The sequence below is a fragment of the Aerococcus mictus genome (assembly GCF_003286595.3).
Classification (GTDB): domain Bacteria; phylum Bacillota; class Bacilli; order Lactobacillales; family Aerococcaceae; genus Aerococcus; species Aerococcus mictus.
The window spans coordinates 1005679-1022028 of sequence record NZ_CP132985.1 but is presented as its reverse complement, the minus strand read 5'-3'; the positions used below and the strand labels follow the sequence as shown (position 1 = coordinate 1022028).

Genomic DNA, 16350 nt, shown 5'->3' with positions numbered 1-16350 from the left:
CTTTTACTCCTCCAAGTGTAAATCATAGTTGGGTAAGACCTTATCTAATATAGTCATAAAGCTCTTAGGCGGCTTAACCTGAAAGCGAAGTTTTTCTTTGGTGATTGGGTGATTGAATGATAATTCATAGGCATGGAGACACTGTCCCTGCTGACTAAAAAATCGCTGCTGATAAGCTTTAGCATAGAGTGGGTCATCGACAACAGGATGGTCCAAGTAAGCTAAGTGGGCCCTGATCTGGTGGGTACGGCCAGTTTCCAAGTTTAAGCGCAGCAAGGCATAGTTTTCCACTTGAGCGATTTGCTTGAAATGGGTCACTGCTTCTTTACCTAATGGATCGCCTACATAGCGCATCCGGTCTTTAGGATGACGGCGCAAGGGAATATCAATCGTCCCCTGCTTATCCGGTAAATGACCATAAATCAGGGCAAGGTATTTTCTATCCACTTGATGATTAGCCAAGTCTTCCAGCAAAGCTTGATAAGCTTGGTCTGATTTTGCGACTACCATTAGACCACTGGTATCTTTATCCAGCCGATGAACAATTCCTGGTCGATAATAATCGCCTAAGTCACTCAATGTAAAATGATTTTTTTTGGCATAGGCTAATAGGGCATTGACCAAGGTTCCACTTAAATGGCCCTTGGAGGGATGAACAACCATTCCTTTGGCTTTATTAATCACTAGCAGGTTTTTATCTTCATAAACGATGTCTAGGTCAAGCGACTCTCCCACTATCGGAATTTTCTCCTCTTCTTCAATCGCTAAGGAGATCTTATCCATAGGGTTTAAACGGTAACTGGGCTTAACTACTTGCTTATTCACTTTCACTTGACCCGTTTTAATCCATTGGGCGATCTCACTACGGCTATAACTATCTAAACGCTGACTCAAATAACGATCCAAACGCAGACTCTGATCATCATGATATTCATAGCTTTTCTCAAGCATGAAATCACTCCTCTTTTGATTCAAAGAATAATAAATAAATGATAAAGAAAATTACTCCCAAGCTTAAACAAGTATCCGCGAAATTAAAAACGGGAAAATCCATAAACTCTAGTTTAAACATATCCACAACATAGCCCAAGCGAACACGGTCAATAAAATTCCCAACAGCCCCTGCAAGCAACAAGGATAAGCTAGCCACATATAAGGGTTGGCGAACATTATCATGGTGGTAATAATAAATGATTAGGCCACTGACAAGTAAAGTAATGGGAATAAATAGCCACATATGACCAGCAAGCATTCCCCAGGCTGCCCCACGATTTTGTAAATAATGTAAGGATAAAAGATTAGGAATAAATGGGATCGTTTCATTTAAGACAATATGATTCACCGTCCACGCTTTTATCATTTGATCAATAATCACTAAGATAACGCTTAAGAGATAAAAAAACATGACAGAACTCCTTTAACTTATTTTAGTTAAGTGCACCCTTCTTAGCAAGCTGATCAGCAATATCATTATAGTGATCGTTTGAGTGGGCCTTGACCTTAACAAATTGAATGTTAATTTCTTTTTCTTTATCTAACATGAATTGGCGATATGCCTGAGTAAAGTCATTTTTGGCTTGCCAATCACCATTGACCCATTTTTCAATTCCTTGATAATCAAAATGAATAAGGACTGCTTTAGCTTCTAATTTAATTGCCGCCTTTACAGCTCGCATACTGGCCATCATTTCCCCTGCAACATTACGCATTTTGACTAATTCAGGATCATCGCCACCGCCAAAGAAGGTATATTTTTCGCCTTGGTAAATGAGAATGCCACCAAAGCCATAACGATTATTGGCAGTCATGAAACTGCCATCAACATAAGCTAGAACTTGGTCATTGGAATCTACCTTGACAGATTGACTACCTTGATCACTTAAAAAGTTTTCCGCCTCTGCTTGACTACTAAAGGATTTATAGACGGCATTGGGGTACTTATCGATGGCTTTTTTACAAGATGGCCAATCAGTGAAAATTCCAGTTTTCCGCCCTTTTTTTACCGCATAGTATTTCACATTATCTCTCCTTTTAAATACAAATAAAAAGTGAGACAAGCTAGTCTCACTTTAATAGTCAATATAAAGCGGGTGACGAGAATCGAACTCGCGACGACAGCTTGGGAAGCTGCAGTTTTACCACTAAACTACACCCGCAGAACAAACATGCTCTTTTCAACAAAAGTTATTATAGCATGTTTATCCCCTCTAAAGCAAGATTTATTTAATTTTTATTCCACCGGGAAAGTCTCTAAAGAATCAAGGGCTATCAAGACCGCATAATCCACCGGTCGTTCTAAAATTGAAGTTAAGGCTTCCTTATAAAGTGACATTTGGACCCGATAGCGTTTCAACAGGACTTGCCTTTGCTCTTTAGCGGGTAAATAGCCAATATGGTCGGTTTTATAGTCAAACAGCCATACCTGGTCATTTTCATCGATGAGAAATCCATCAATAATTCCGTGAATGAGGACCTTATCATTGGGGGCTAGCCCAGTAGAGGACTTTAGTTGGCGATAAGGCAGTAAATAGGAAAAAGGCTGTTCCCGGTAAACTTGGCTCTTAGGGTGAATAATTCTTTTACCCATAGTCGTTTCAAAGAAAGCTAATAGCTGCTGTAGATCCGCTTCACTTAAACTGCTTTCTTCGAGTAGTCCCTTATCAACTAAGTCCTTATAGCTTGCAGCTAGTGAATCGAAACTTGGCATGGCCTTTAAGTCAATCGCTTGTAGGAGTAAATGAATGGCTGAGCCATGCTCACTGGGACTATGCGTGGTTTGACTCTGAATAAATTCTGGGGCGGGATAGTGACTCGGAGTAAATCGCAGACCTTGCACTGCCTCGCTCTGACTATTTGAATAGCGCCACTGCATTTGACGGCCATCTTCTGGTTCCTCAAACAGCCGCTTTAATTCCGACACTGACTGATAACTACTCGTCTGACTAGCTGCCTGATAGGGATAGTCATAATCCAAGGGCGATGATATGATGTCTGTTTGAAGATTCTCCGTCTTAACGCTTGCCTTTTCAGGCGCAAGTTGAATATTTTGAAAGGCTGTCCGACTTAAGAGTTCTTCCTCATTGATCACCTGGATATGAAAATCCGTAGTCACGCTTTGATAGCTGGATTGAGGCGCCTGGTCATAATGACTTTTATTTCTAAAATCCGGATGGCGGGCAATTGCAGTTCCGATCCATTTTTGGATATTATCGCTTTGATTAGAAATAGCGCGTAGACTCTCATCGATGATCTGATTTTTTTGACTCAAGTCGGCCCATTTAATCCATTGATCAAAAGTTTTATCTCGGTCTTCTGTCGCGCCTACTAGATAAAGTTTTTGCTCAGCCCGGGTTAAGGCCACATATAACTTACGTTGTTCCTCGGCACTAAGTTCAAGACGCTCAAAGTGTTCAGCCAGCAAACGAATCGGATTGCTATAGCTGATGCCATTGAAACGGTCTTTAACCTTAACCCCAATACCAATTTGGTCATTAAGCAAAAGTTCATTCTTTAAATCGTCGACATTAAAGCCTTTAGCCATATTAAAGTAAAAAACAACCGGAAATTCTAGCCCCTTGCTAGCATGGACAGTCATTAATTGGACTGCATTTTGATTGAGATCGATGGTTTGGGGGCTTTCTAAGTCCTTCTCGCGTTCCTGCATTTTTTCAATAAAACGAATAAACTGAAAAAGGCCCCTGAATTGGTTTTTCTCAAAATCATAGGCTCTCTTATATAAGCCGTGTAAGTTACTTTCACGTTGTAAACCATTATTCATCCCACTCACATAGTCTAAATAGCCTGTATCTTGGTAGATTTGCCAAATTAATTGGGCGATCGAGTGCTCTTTGGTGAAAGTGCGCCAGGACCGGAGCCAATCGAGCAGTTGTTGGAGTTTATCGAGCAGGTCATTATCCTTTTCATTTTGGTGAGATTCAATATAAGATTGGACCGCATCAAAATAACCCCCCTCCCGCTCAACCATCCGTATCTGAGCCATTTCTGGTTCAGTCAAGCCGATAATTGGTGACCGTAATACAGCTGCCAAGGGAATATCTTGGTAAGGATTATCAATTAACTTCAACAGCTCTACCATGGTCATAATTTCAGTCCGTTGAAAATAATTTTGCTTTTTATCTTGCATAATCGGAATATCGTATTGAGTGAAAATATTTTCTAAATCTTGATAAAAAGTACGATTACTCCCCAAAATAACAATATCACTATAGCGCAGCGGGCGCATCTTATCTTCACTAATTGCATCCTTATCATAAATTTTAAAGCCCTTTTGCAGGAGTGAAGTTATTTTTTGGGCAATCACTTCTGCTTGGAGTTCGGTTCGAGACAGTTCTTGATTGCTATCTAAGCTTTGACGGTAATCCTCATTTTCTTCCATTAATAAGACTTCCGTTTGATAGCCTTCGAGGTCTGGGTACCAAGTGGCTCCTACACTTAACTGTCCTTCAGAAAGATAATCGACTCCACCGATTTTTTCGTCCATTAATTGAGAAAAGACAAAGTTGACAAAGCTTAATATCTCAGGGCGACTACGGAAATTTTCCGCTAGATTGATTCGATAAGAAGGCTCCTCAAAAGGCGGCGTTTGATCGTCAAAGTTAGCATAGCGCTGGTATTTATCCATAAATAATTTAGGGTCAGCATAGCGGAAGCGATAGATGCTTTGCTTCACATCCCCTACCATAAAGCGATTATGAGAACGGTACTCTTGACTAACCGCTTGAATAATTGCCTCTTGCAGGCCGTTGACGTCTTGATACTCATCGACCATGACCTCCTTAAATCGAGATTGATAATAAAGCAGGGCTTCATTCTTGTCAGGATCAGTCGAACTTAGAATTTGATAGGTATATAATTCAATGGCTTGAAAATCCAGCTGCTTTTCTTCAAGCATTTTTGCTTGCATGCGATCAATGAATAATTGACAAAGACGGACAATGGCTGAAGCTAAGTCATAGCTCTCTTCAAGCATTTTATTTGTGGTTTCTTCATCAAAGGCTAAAAATTTGTAGAGGTCAGTCTGGTTGATTTTAGCATTTAATTGCAAGTCTTTTAGTAGTTGACTATAAGCAGATCTTAGGGCCTTTTTTTGATCCATAGCTGGAGACTTGGCCTTAACTTTGTAGTTAATGAAGGCAAATTTGGGGCGGTCATTAAAATACTCATAGGCTGCTTGATAGTCCTTGTTTTCTAGGAGGTCTTTTAAATGAATAAAAAACTGCTTTTGCTCTTGGATGCCGGCAATTAATTCCTGAATGCCTTCGCCTCTTTCATCTCCTTCTAGGCCTTGACTGGGAATGCTTTCTTCATAGGCAGTAAAGGCTTTGATATAGCGATTTTCTAGTAGCTGGGATAAATAAGGGACCAGCTCCTGACGGTAAAAATTACTTTGGGAGTATGTTTTGTCAGCTTGATAATATTTTAAGGCTTCTTGGAGCCACTCTTTGGGTTTGGCGTGAGACCGTGCCTTATTATACAAAGCAAAAATTAACTGGCTGAGTTTATCATCACTAGCTTGCCGGCCATCTGAATAATTGTTGCTGAGAATAATAAAATCATCATGGTATTGGCTATATATATCACTTTCGCTATCTAAAAGGTCTTCTTTTAATTTTTTCCAAACTTTCTCATAAAAGAGTAACCATTCTGTCTCATCGGTCACTAGGCGAAATTTGGGGTCCAGATAAATTAGATAATAGTAGCGATTAATCACTTGCCGACAAAAGGCATCAATGGTCGAGATATTCGCTTGAGGCAGGGCTTGAACTTCCCTTTGGAGATGGAATCTTTTTTGACTATCTAGCTCACGATTAATTTCATCTTTTAGGCTTTTTTCAATCCGTTCTTTCATTTCCTTAGCCGCTAATTCTGTAAAAGTAACCACTAAGAGTTCGGATAGCTTACGCCCACTTTTCACTTGATTAATAATTCTCTCAACCAATACCCGGGTTTTTCCTGAGCCAGCTGAGGCTGAAAGTAATAAATTATGCTGGTTTAAATGAATAGCAGACCATTGTTGGTCCGTATAAGTTGCATTTTTCGGTTTAATTGGTATTTCCACCCTTATTCTTCCTCCTCACTTGTCTCATTTAATTTATTTGCGATCATTTGGAAAAAGGCTTCCTTAGAGAGCTTTAATCGGTCACGATAGTGTTTGCCTGGCTCGGTTAAGTCAAACTGAGCAATACTTTTATAGGCTGTCGTCGAGGGAAGATATTTTTCATCTTCCAGGGGCCGTAATTGAATATCACCACTCATGATATTTTCTGAACTGTTATAGATAACTTCTTTTATATAGTCTAATAAGGCTTGGAATTCTTTTAAGGTCAGTATTTTCCGCGACCTATTCTTATCAAAATCGCCGTCTTTTTTCAGTCCATAAGCATACAAGTCTTCCCCATCATAGCCCTCTTCCATAATGTCCTCGAGTAGTTGCTGGCTAGCTAGAAAATATTCATTACTTTTTAATTCCTGACTTAAATCAACCGTACCGCTAGCATTTTTTTCCATCATCTCAGCATATTCGCTTTGATTTTCAATCTTTTTCAAAGGAGCACTCATCTTTTGGTAAAAGGCTCCAAATGGAATAATCTTTTTATCGGGATTTTGGGCTTGAAATTTTTCCAAACAGACTAATAAATATGTATATAACTGGATATTAGTCCCTTGGAAAATATCTCCAAGACTGATAGCTCTTGATCCTGATTTATAATCAGTGATTTGACTAACTAAGTAATCTTGCCCCTTAAACTGCCAATTAAAAGTATCAATGCGGTCAATAATTCCCCGCAGGTGAACCCTAGTCTGGTCAGAAAGATTAAAGGAATAGGATTGATCCGCCTTCATCCCAAAACTTGCTTCATTGGCATGGTTATACCACTTGGTCTTATTCATTTTTATATCAAATTGTTTGATAAAACGATTAAGGTTAAAGTTTAATTGTTCTAATTGGTAATTATAAAACTGGTTGGCAGAAAAAATATCATAGGCTGGATCCTTTAAAGTAGTATTAAGCGCCTGGCTAAATAATTCATCAAATGAATCATCCGACTGTTTCTTTAGGTCATAATATTCTTGCAGTACCCGGTGGAAATAACTTCCTGTCAGGCGCTCATCAATTTTAAAGATGGGTCGCTCTCTTAACTTTAAACCGTACTGTAAAAAGTAAGAAAAAGGATCCTTATTATACAATTCTAAGCTTGAGACGGATACCGCCAGTTGAGATCCATATAGGGCCTTTGCTTCCTCTGAACTTAAATTGACCACTTTATTTTGGTGGTTTAGTCCCTGGAGTACTCTGAGGCTATAATCCCGACTCTTAGTCTCTTGGCTCAAAGCTTCTTTAAGTGCTTCCCATCGGTCTGAAACCGCCAAGTGCTGACTTTTATTGCCTTGATAAACTTGGATCAAGTAATGTAATTGACTACGCCAATTTCCAAAGACTAGAGAGTCTTTCTCAGACATTGGCAAGGCTAGTGATTTTTTATCCCAAACTTCGAGGTCAAAGCGCTCAATTAAGTAAGCTAAATAGGGAGAAATATCTATCGTTTTATCCCCTAGTTGATTATAGGGAAAAGACAAATATAAGCGCTCGCTAGCAGATAAAAAGAGTTTATAGGTAATAAATTTTTCGTTATTTGTCTTGACTTGGCTACTTAGATTCAAGCCTTCATTGACGTTAAAATAGTGATTTAGAACCTCACGATCTTCATCCGTCAGTAGGCTATGGTTTTGATAGGCCTTAGGTAAATTAGACTTGGTCAAAGCCATAACAAAGGTTACCTTTTTATGTTCTGAACGTTGACTGTCAATTCCTCGAATTGTTACTGAATCTAAGGTTGGGGGAACCATATTATATTTTGTCTGGTTAAAGGCACTGGCCAAAACTTCTTGAAAATCTTGAATTTTAAAGCTTTGATCCTTAAATAAACGATCATATTGATCAAGCACTTTGATAAAGGCTTGCCAAGCTTGTTCATGGTGCCGTCCCTCATCTAAGCGGTTATTAAGGGCATTATTTTGGGCCCAAAGCATTAATTGTTCAGGAATCTGATAGTGGACTAAAAATTGATAGAGGGCCAGCAAAGCTTCATGATTATTGCTTGCTTGGTCAAAAGCTGTAAAAAGGCCATCTAAGGCTTCAGCAAGAAAGGCTTTGACTTGATTAGCAATTTCCTGAGTTTTTTGATCTGATTCACTAGCAACCACTTGCCCGTAATCATCCACCCTTAAATATGACCAAGTGACCCCTTTTTGCCACCATTGTTTACCCTCATAGCCATTTTGTAGCACCACGTTTTCTGTGAGATCGACTTCTCGACGGAAACTTTCGACTTCAGACCAGGGATCCTCAGAATCATGCAAGGGCAATAACAGTTCAGTTCGTAACAGATTAAAGATATCCTCATAGCGCCAATCATAACGGTAAATGCGAATAAGCGCATCAATAAATAAAAATAAGGGATGGTCTGCCATGGATTCACTATCGTCAAGGAAATAGGGAATATTATTCATCTTTAAATAAGGCAAAAGCTGTTCTCTTACTTGATCAAAGTCCCTAGTCAAAATTTGAATATCCTGATAACGATAGGCTTGACAACTGACTAAATGATAAATTTGGTTAGCCACTTGTTCTGCTTCAATATAGGGGGTTTGGCAGGACCACACTTGGAGCAGATTTTTTACTTGGTCTTGCTCTTCTTTGGAAATAGTAGCGTAGGCTGCCTTGTCATTCGACCAGTCTTTCACTAGGGTCTGGTCAAGTAAGTAAAAGCCTGGATCAAACTGTTCATTAATCTTACCCACACGATCAAGCATCAGGGGACAATCGATAGCTTTGGCTAATTGGACTAAGTTATTATAGCTTTGCCGACTCAAACTAAATAAATCTTGCCCTTGAAATTCAGCCTTCATTGCCTTTTTACTATCCAGGGTTAATATTACTTCTACTTGGTCACAAGCCGCCAATAAGTCGCCAAGGATATCAAATTCATTAGCAGTAAAACGGTAGAAACCATCAACGACCACTCTAACCTGAGATAAATCGGTTGTCGCCAGGTAATGCTTTAATTGTTTGTAGAGAGCTTGTTCGGTAAGAATTTGATCGGCTAACTTGTTTTCAAAGCTTTGATAGATAAGAATAAGTTCTCTTAATTTATCTAATTGATTATCTAATAGGGGATCTTGGCCGTCCACCTCTGCCTCTACTGTATGGTAGATTTCAATTAAACGTTGACTACTGATATTTCCCTGGTCAAATTCCTTAAACAATTGGGTTAATTGTTCTTGAAACCCAATATAGCTACTTTCGCGGCGAAAGATAAGTAAATCTTCCTGCAAGTCATTTAAGATTTGCTTGATCAGCATCATTAGGCCAATATCATCTAGTCCTGATTGAATGGGCTCTTGGTTTTGTTCTAAAAAATACCAGGCCAATCGTTTAAAAGAAAAGACCTGTAAGCGCATCATGGCAACCCCATCACCACTAGCAGGCTTACTTTTATAAGTTTGGATATTATCAAGAATAATTTTCTCCATATCAAACTTCATATGTTCGGGAACTAAATAAAAGACCCGGTGATTTTGATCAGCCGCTAAGAAGCTTGCCATATCTCTCAATGTGCCCTCACGATTATCCTTAGTTTCTAAAATACGTGTGATTTGTAAACGCATGCTAACCTTCCTTTAATAGACTCCTACAAGAAATGAAAAGGATCAGTGTTGACCTCTGAAGGGAAGACAGCCAACCCCAAATGATTGGTTTGGCTCCACTGGGTCAACTCGTCTAGGACATAGGGAATACAAATAGCTTCCATATGGTGACCGGGGTCAATTAGACTCAGGCCACTTTCATAGATATCATGGGCAGTATGGTAATCCGCGTCAGCCGTAATAAAAACATCAGCCCCGGCTGCCTTGGCTGCTTGATAATAGGACGAACCTGCCCCACCTAATACGGCTACCCGGTGAATGAGAGCCTTGTCATCCTTAGTCACAAAGCGAATTCCTTCTAAGTGAGAAAGATCCTTAATTTTTTCCACATAATCTTTAAAGGAAATTTTCGCTTTTAATTCCCCAATTCTACCCATACCAATACTTTGATAATCATTATTCTTCTCATAGATTTCAACGACCGGTTCTTCATAAGGATGGTATTTTTTTACCAAGTCACAAACTTTCTCCTTTTCCCCTTCCTTGACAGTTAGGGACAGGGCAATTTCCTCAAGCTCAGTTTCTTGATCTACTTCACCAATTTTTGGTTGCGCCCCTTCTACAGGAATAAAACTTCCTTGACCAGTCCATTGAAAGAAACAATGCTGGTAATTTCCAATAACAGAAAGAGGATAGGCACTAAGCGCCTCTTTGAAGGCAGGCAAACTCTCCTTGGGTAAAAAAGTGACCAGGCGGTAATTTTTTTCATGGTAATGAGCAGCAAAAACCTCGGCATTTTCTATCCCATAACGTTCAGCCAACCAATCATTCATTCCAGGCTGACTACTATCAAGATTAGTATGAGCACTGTAGACGGCAATTTGGTGCCTAATCAGCTTGGCATACATGGCTTGTTGGGGATCATCCTCGCTGAGGCGCTTTGCTGGTCTAAATATTACCGGATGGTGGGAAAAAATAAAGTCAACTTGTTTCTCTATGGCCTCCTCAACCACCTCCGGACGGACATCTAAAGTCACTAAAACCCGCTTGACCTCTTGATCTAAAGAACCAAAATGTAAGCCAATAGGATCGCCTTCAAGCGCATAGGCAGTAGGAAAACGGTTTTCAAAATACTGGACAAGGTCGCTGACGGTTACTTTATTGGTCATCACTATCACCCTCCAAGGCTTGTTTGATCATTGCTAACTGTTGACTAAATTGCTGACGTCGTTGGCTAAGCGCTTCCCCATTCATTTGTTGAAGGATGCTCTCTACCTTGTGTTGGCGCCGGGTCCACTTTTTCCTAAAAATAGCTGGATTACTATTCTTGGTATAAATACCTAGATAAAGTTGGCTGTCACTGAGAGCAGGGACCTTTCCGACATATTCGGCAGCAATAATTTCATAAATTTTTCCTGCGTCTTCTAAAATCTCTTCCCCTACAATTTGGTAGCCTTTATCCAATAACCATTGGCGCAAGAGGTATTCATCAATATTTGCCTGTAAAATTAACTTGGGATAGTCTAATTGCGACAAAATATCCTCACCAGCGAGCAAAATTTCATGAATGAGCTTTCCCCCCATACCTGCAATTATAACCGTATCGACTGGGTCTTCTTTTGTTAAGGTGGCTAAACCATTGCCCAAGCGGCAAGATACTAAGTCGCCATAGTGATTATCAAGTACGGCTTGACACATCCGCTCATAAGGTCCTTGAGCGACTTCACTACAAATAGCCCCCTTAATCAGTCCTTGGTCTAATAAATAAATCGGAATATGAGCGTGGTCTGAACCAATATCTGCTATATAACTTCCCTTTTCAACGTAATTTGCGATTCCCTTAAGTCGTTTGGAGAGTGTTTTGGTCATTGCTTAGCTCCTCTTCTAATGATTTTATCGATGCCTTCTGCCAACAACTGGTAGCCAGCTTGAGTCAGGTGGACCCCCTCGATGGTTAGCTCAGGTCGGCAATAATTATTTGCGTCGTAAAATCCTTGCCAATCCCAATACGTTAATGAATATTTTTTATCAAATTGACTTAACTTATTATTCAAACGATCAATGAGCACATTGGAGACTGAGGGATTTTCACTAAGATTTCGCATCACTAGGGATAAGATCAGCTGAGACTCAGGATAATGCTGGTTAAAATATTCGATATTCTTTTCAATCCAGTAGGTCGGATTCTCGATGCCTAAACCCTGCCATAATTCATTAATCCCGTACATTAATAAAATGGTATCATACTCTTCACTTAAATTATTATTTTTGATTAGCATATCGTAACCTTCTTCGGCAATGCTGCCGCTCACGGCCCGGTTATCAATTTTTACATTTCCAATCTGGGCGAAGGGAAATTTCGCTAAAACCGAGTGTCCATAAAATAAGAGTCCAGCCATTTGCTTTATCAACCTTTCATCATAATTTCTCTATTTATCTTAGCAAACTTTGCGTATAATGATAATGATCTAAAAATTACTTTATTCTTAAGGAGGTAAGGAATACAATGGGATTTCGCTTTAAAAAAGAAGAAATGGAAAGTATCGACGACTTATTTGACCGTTTAATCCAACCAGCTAACCCGCGTCAGGAAGATCAAACCGAAGACCAAGCTGAGGAGAAAGCAAGTATTTATTTGAGCCAAGATTTTATTAGAAAGTATACCTCTTTTGATAGCTTTGAAGAGTTTTCATTGCAGGCACCACTTCCTCTACAAGCCGCTGATCAATTAAACGAGGGAGATTCCTATTTGATGAACCAATTCGTCCGTCAACATAGTGATTTTGATAGCTGGCAAGAACTCCTTAATCATAGATAATAAAAAGGCCAATTCGAGTGATCATCTTGAATTTGGCCTTTTTGTTTTGTATGCTTTTCTCATTATTCATTAAGGAGTTGCTGATAAATCGTTAAATAATCCTTAGCTGGTTTTTCCCAGCGGAAATCACGAGTCATGGCCTGTTGAATCAGATAATGCCAGGCTTCTGCTTGGTTGTAATAAACGCCGAGTGCATAGTGGACCATGTTGGAAAAATCCCCCGCATCAAAACGTTTAAAACTAAAGCCATTGCCTTCTCCGGTAAACTGATTATAAGGAATAACCGTATCCTTCAAGCCCCCTGTTTCATGAACCAGGGGTAAAGTGCCATAACGCATTGAAATCATTTGCGAAAGCCCACAAGGTTCAAAGGCACTCGGCATCAGGAAGAGGTCGCTCCCGGCGTAAATTTGCTGAGCTAATTGAGTATCAAAAGCAATATAGGCACAAAAGCGGCCCTTATATTGGTCTTCAAAGTAACGGAAAGAATGCTCGAAGCGCTGGTCACCTGTCCCTAAAATGAGGAATTGGGCTGAAGTGGTATGCAACAGTTCTTCAGCCTTAGCTTCTAGTAATTGCATGCCCTTTTGATCAGTTAAACGGCTCACCACGGCAAGAAGGGGCCGGTCAGGATCAACTGCTAAGCCCACCCGTTCCTGTAAGAAGGCCTTATTGGCTGCCTTCCCATCACGCACTGTATCCATGCTATAGTTTTTGGCTAAGGCAGGGTCTGTTTGCGGATTATTCAAATCATAATCAATGCCATTGATTATCCCGCGAATTTTAAAAGCATTAGCTCGAAGCGTTCCATCTAAAGCTTCCCCAAATTCAGGCGTTTGGATCTCCCGAGCATAGCTAGGGCTCACAGTAGTGATAATATCACTAAAGTTGATCCCTCCCTTTAGATAATTGACCCGGTTATTTTGTCGCACACCCTTATCATGGAAGAGGCTATCAGTAGTATTGAAATAATTTTTTAAATTTTCTCGGTCCGTCCAACCTTGAAAGCGCAAGTTATGAATGGTTAATACCTTGCGAATATTCTTATAGGCTTCTACCCAATGATAGCGATCAACTAAGAGGGCTGGAATCATGGCGCTTTGCCAGTCATTGACATGAATGACGTTAGGAATGAAATCAATTTTCTCCATCATTTCAATAACTGCTAGGGAGAAAAAGGCAAAACGTTCTTCATCATCACCATAACCATAGAGGGAATCGCGATCAAAATAATCTAAATTATCGACAAAATAATAGCTTAGCCCTTCTAATTGTAAATATTTAATACCAACATAGGCTCTCTTCTTACCCATGTCGACAGTAAAGTGCATTAAATCGGTGACATCTTCTTTATATTTTTTTGGCATGAGCGTGTAGTAAGGGAGGACGACACGAATATCTACCCCCTGGCGCTGTAATTCCTTAGGTAGGGCATAGGAAACATCGCCCAGCCCCCCTGATTTAAAAAAAGGAGCTGCTTCTGCAGAAACAAATAAAACCTTCATCATGTCCTCTTTTCTAAGTCTTCCAATCACCTGACAAAAAAGCTTAGAAGTCAGATCTCTTGATAACTTCATGCTTACCAATAACAATTAAATCGTCAGGTTTTCCTTCAATAACTGCTCCTGGTTCAACGGTCACATTCTTATCTAAAATGGCATAGGAAACCTTAGCTCCTTTACCAATTTTACAGCCTTGCAGGATAATAGAGTGACTAACTTCAGCTTCAGCCTCCACCACGACCTTACGAAATAGTTGGGAATGGAATACCGTCCCAAAAATTTCACAGCCCGTAGCTAATTGGGAATGCTTAACGTCAGCTCCTTTAGCGTAAAATGTTGGAACCCCATTGTGTCCCTTGGTATAGATACTCTGTTTATTTTGAAAGAGTTCGGTATAAGCTTCTGCCTCTAACATATCCATACTTGCTTGGTAGTAAGCATTGATCGAATCGATATTAGCAATATAGCCATGATGTTCAACGCCCACCGTCTTATAATCTGGAAGGAATTGGATCAAAATATCATCAAGGTTTTGATTGATGTCTTGGCTTTCTGCCTTTTCGATAATTTCTAACATGATTTTAGTTGGTACGATGGACATGTTCATATCATATAGGACGGTATCACTTTCAATTGGGGTAACCCCCTCAACTTGTAATTCATTAATATAGCCTGCTTCATCCAAGCTAACCAACCGCTCATTGGGATGATATTCTATCATTTGGCGAGGAACACGGGTATATAGGCGGGCAATATCAGCGTCAGAATCTTCTAGGGCTTCAATTAAATCATTAATAACCACATTAGCTAAGACACGCGATCCGGCAACATAAACATAATCCGCATGCGAGCGATTAATAAATGTCTCATGGTCATCATAAAAATCGCCACGGCGACTAGCTGCTTCATAAAGCGCTTGTTTATGCTCCATTTGTGAGAAAGTAAATATGCCACCCCGATAAGTATCCAAGTCCCAAGGTTTGCCGCTACGGATATGGTCATAGACAGAGCGACCTGACCGGCCGATAAAGAGGGCTGCCGAACGCATATTAGCGTAAGTGATACTAGATAGAGCAAAGTCTAATAAGCGGTAACGGCAAGCAAAAGGTAACATGGCAATAGGGCGTTGCTTAGTCAATGGGTAAAGATCGTTATCATTTTCAGTTAAGTTTAATATTGCGCAAACTTTATTTTGAACCATGCTCACTACCCCCTATTATTTCTTCATATCCAGCCACCTGAATATCATGTATTTCACCAACAAAGCGTGTATTATCCATCACTTCAGCATTTTCACCCAGAATCGCATACTTAATTTCTGCATTCTGGCCAATTTTTGCTCCTGACATAATCACACTATTTTCAATCAGACTTCCCTTGCCAATTGTGACATTTTGCGAGATAACTGAATTTATAATGCTTCCACGATTAATCGTTCCATCACAAATCATTGAATCTTCGACATGGCTTTCTTCTGACATGAATTGTGGAGGGGCAACCGCAACTTTCGAAAAGATGGGCCAGGTATCTTCACGAATATTCAGCGGATGGTTAGGCTCTAAGAATTCCATATTAGCTTCCCAAAGACTATCGATGGTTCCAACATCCTTCCAGTAACCATGGAAGGAATAGGCGTAAAGTCTTTCTTGGTTTTCAAGATAAGCAGGAATAACATCATGGCCAAAGTCTTCCATTTCCTCAGGGTCATTTACCAAATATTGGCGTAATAAGTCCCAATTAAAAATATAAATCCCCATGGAAGCTAAATTACTCTTAGGCTCAGCCGGTTTCTCTTCAAATTCAACAATACGGCCGGCCTCATCCGTATTCATAATGCCAAAACGGGAAGCTTCTTCCATTGGAACGGGGATGACTCCTACCGTACAATCAGCTTCGTTCTTTATGTGCTCTTGAAGCATGGCTTCATAATTCATTTTATAAATATGGTCACCAGACAGGATAAGGACATATTTAGGTTGATGTGAATCGACGAAGGCAACATTTTGATAAATCGCATTGGCTGTTCCTTTAAACCATTTTTCTCCTTCACTACTTGAGTAAGGTTGTAAAACGGCTGCCCCGCCATCACTAACATCCAGCCCCCAAGGCGCTCCATTCCCAATATGGTCATTTAAAACTAGTGGTTCATACTGAGTCATCACTCCTACTGTCGTAATACCTGAATTCGCACAATTACTTAAGGGAAAATCAATGATACGGTATTTTCCCCCAAAAGGGACAGCAGGTTTAGCGATATCTTGAGTGAGTTTACCTAAACGAGTCCCTTTACCACCAGCTAGAATCATAGCTAACATTTCACTTTTCATAGATTACGAGATTACTCTCGTCCCTCCTCTCTGA

Annotated in this window: 12 protein-coding genes and 1 tRNA gene; 1 reads left to right on the top strand and 12 read right to left on the bottom strand. The window is 39.9% G+C overall.

What is annotated here, in order from left to right:
• Positions 1 to 3 precede the first annotated feature (3 nt).
• The 9 genes from DBT49_RS04785 to DBT49_RS04745 form a co-directional block, all read right to left on the bottom strand.
• Entirely contained in the window at positions 4 to 951 is a 948-nt protein-coding gene (locus tag DBT49_RS04785; protein WP_101560461.1) for an RluA family pseudouridine synthase, read from the bottom strand.
• Positions 952 to 955: 4 nt separating this feature from the next.
• Positions 956 to 1405 carry a signal peptidase II gene (gene lspA / locus DBT49_RS04780; protein ID WP_070560296.1) on the bottom strand — a complete coding sequence of 150 codons (450 nt, stop codon included), beginning with the start codon at positions 1403 to 1405 and terminating at the stop codon, positions 956 to 958.
• A 22-nt stretch (positions 1406 to 1427) separates the two neighbouring features.
• Complete coding sequence (locus tag DBT49_RS04775) at positions 1428 to 2018, bottom strand: ribonuclease H1 domain-containing protein (protein ID WP_070560298.1); 591 nt, start codon at positions 2016 to 2018, stop codon at positions 1428 to 1430.
• Positions 2019 to 2085: 67 nt separating this feature from the next.
• Positions 2086 to 2156 (bottom strand) — tRNA-Gly (locus tag DBT49_RS04770).
• Positions 2157 to 2230: 74 nt separating this feature from the next.
• Positions 2231 to 6079 (bottom strand): helicase-exonuclease AddAB subunit AddA, encoded by a 3849-nt coding sequence (addA, locus tag DBT49_RS04765; protein WP_168163210.1) that lies wholly within the window; start codon positions 6077 to 6079, stop codon positions 2231 to 2233.
• A gap of 2 nt (positions 6080 to 6081) precedes the next feature.
• Positions 6082 to 9690 carry a PD-(D/E)XK nuclease family protein gene (locus tag DBT49_RS04760; RefSeq protein ID WP_070560302.1) on the bottom strand — a complete coding sequence of 1203 codons (3609 nt, stop codon included), beginning with the start codon at positions 9688 to 9690 and terminating at the stop codon, positions 6082 to 6084.
• Between the two features lie 23 nt (positions 9691 to 9713).
• Positions 9714 to 10838 carry a Nif3-like dinuclear metal center hexameric protein gene (locus DBT49_RS04755; protein ID WP_111818470.1) on the bottom strand — a complete coding sequence of 375 codons (1125 nt, stop codon included), beginning with the start codon at positions 10836 to 10838 and terminating at the stop codon, positions 9714 to 9716.
• Positions 10828 to 11538 (bottom strand): tRNA (adenine(22)-N(1))-methyltransferase, encoded by a 711-nt coding sequence (locus DBT49_RS04750; RefSeq protein ID WP_070560306.1) that lies wholly within the window; start codon positions 11536 to 11538, stop codon positions 10828 to 10830. The genes DBT49_RS04755 and DBT49_RS04750 overlap by 11 nt, the downstream gene beginning before the upstream one ends.
• Positions 11535 to 12068: a GDSL-type esterase/lipase family protein gene (locus DBT49_RS04745; protein ID WP_070560308.1), complete on the bottom strand. Its 534-nt coding sequence runs from the start codon at positions 12066 to 12068 to the stop codon at positions 11535 to 11537. Before DBT49_RS04745 ends, DBT49_RS04750 begins: the two co-directional genes overlap by 4 nt.
• A 107-nt stretch (positions 12069 to 12175) precedes the next feature.
• On the opposite strand from DBT49_RS04745, the gene DBT49_RS04740 reads away from it, so the two are divergent.
• Positions 12176 to 12487, top strand: coding sequence for a hypothetical protein (locus DBT49_RS04740; protein WP_070560310.1), 312 nt, complete (start codon positions 12176 to 12178; stop codon positions 12485 to 12487).
• 62 nt (positions 12488 to 12549) lie between these two features.
• Here DBT49_RS04740 and glgA read toward each other — a convergent pair whose 3' ends face one another.
• From glgA to DBT49_RS04725, 3 genes are read right to left on the bottom strand one after another with little or no spacing between them, the layout of a single operon-like run.
• Positions 12550 to 13992: a glycogen synthase GlgA gene (gene glgA / locus DBT49_RS04735; RefSeq protein WP_070560312.1), complete on the bottom strand. Its 1443-nt coding sequence runs from the start codon at positions 13990 to 13992 to the stop codon at positions 12550 to 12552.
• Positions 13993 to 14035: 43 nt separating this feature from the next.
• Positions 14036 to 15190, bottom strand: coding sequence for a glucose-1-phosphate adenylyltransferase subunit GlgD (gene glgD, locus DBT49_RS04730; RefSeq protein WP_070560315.1), 1155 nt, complete (start codon positions 15188 to 15190; stop codon positions 14036 to 14038).
• Entirely contained in the window at positions 15177 to 16316 is a 1140-nt protein-coding gene (locus DBT49_RS04725; protein WP_070560317.1) for a glucose-1-phosphate adenylyltransferase, read from the bottom strand. Before DBT49_RS04725 ends, glgD begins: the two co-directional genes overlap by 14 nt.
• Positions 16317 to 16350: the final 34 nt, after the last annotated feature.

Coding starts and splice junctions, on each gene's coding strand:
- DBT49_RS04785 (WP_101560461.1), bottom strand. CDS start 951: ATGCTTGAGAAAAGCTATGAATATCATGATGATCAGAGTCTGCGTTTG.
- lspA (WP_070560296.1), bottom strand. CDS start 1,405: ATGTTTTTTTATCTCTTAAGCGTTATCTTAGTGATTATTGATCAAATG.
- DBT49_RS04760 (WP_070560302.1), bottom strand. CDS start 9,690: ATGCGTTTACAAATCACACGTATTTTAGAAACTAAGGATAATCGTGAG.
- DBT49_RS04755 (WP_111818470.1), bottom strand. CDS start 10,838: ATGACCAATAAAGTAACCGTCAGCGACCTTGTCCAGTATTTTGAAAAC.
- DBT49_RS04750 (WP_070560306.1), bottom strand. CDS start 11,538: ATGACCAAAACACTCTCCAAACGACTTAAGGGAATCGCAAATTACGTT.
- DBT49_RS04745 (WP_070560308.1), bottom strand. CDS start 12,068: ATGGCTGGACTCTTATTTTATGGACACTCGGTTTTAGCGAAATTTCCC.
- DBT49_RS04740 (WP_070560310.1), top strand. CDS start 12,176: ATGGGATTTCGCTTTAAAAAAGAAGAAATGGAAAGTATCGACGACTTA.
- glgA (WP_070560312.1), bottom strand. CDS start 13,992: ATGAAGGTTTTATTTGTTTCTGCAGAAGCAGCTCCTTTTTTTAAATCA.
- glgD (WP_070560315.1), bottom strand. CDS start 15,190: ATGGTTCAAAATAAAGTTTGCGCAATATTAAACTTAACTGAAAATGAT.
- DBT49_RS04725 (WP_070560317.1), bottom strand. CDS start 16,316: ATGAAAAGTGAAATGTTAGCTATGATTCTAGCTGGTGGTAAAGGGACT.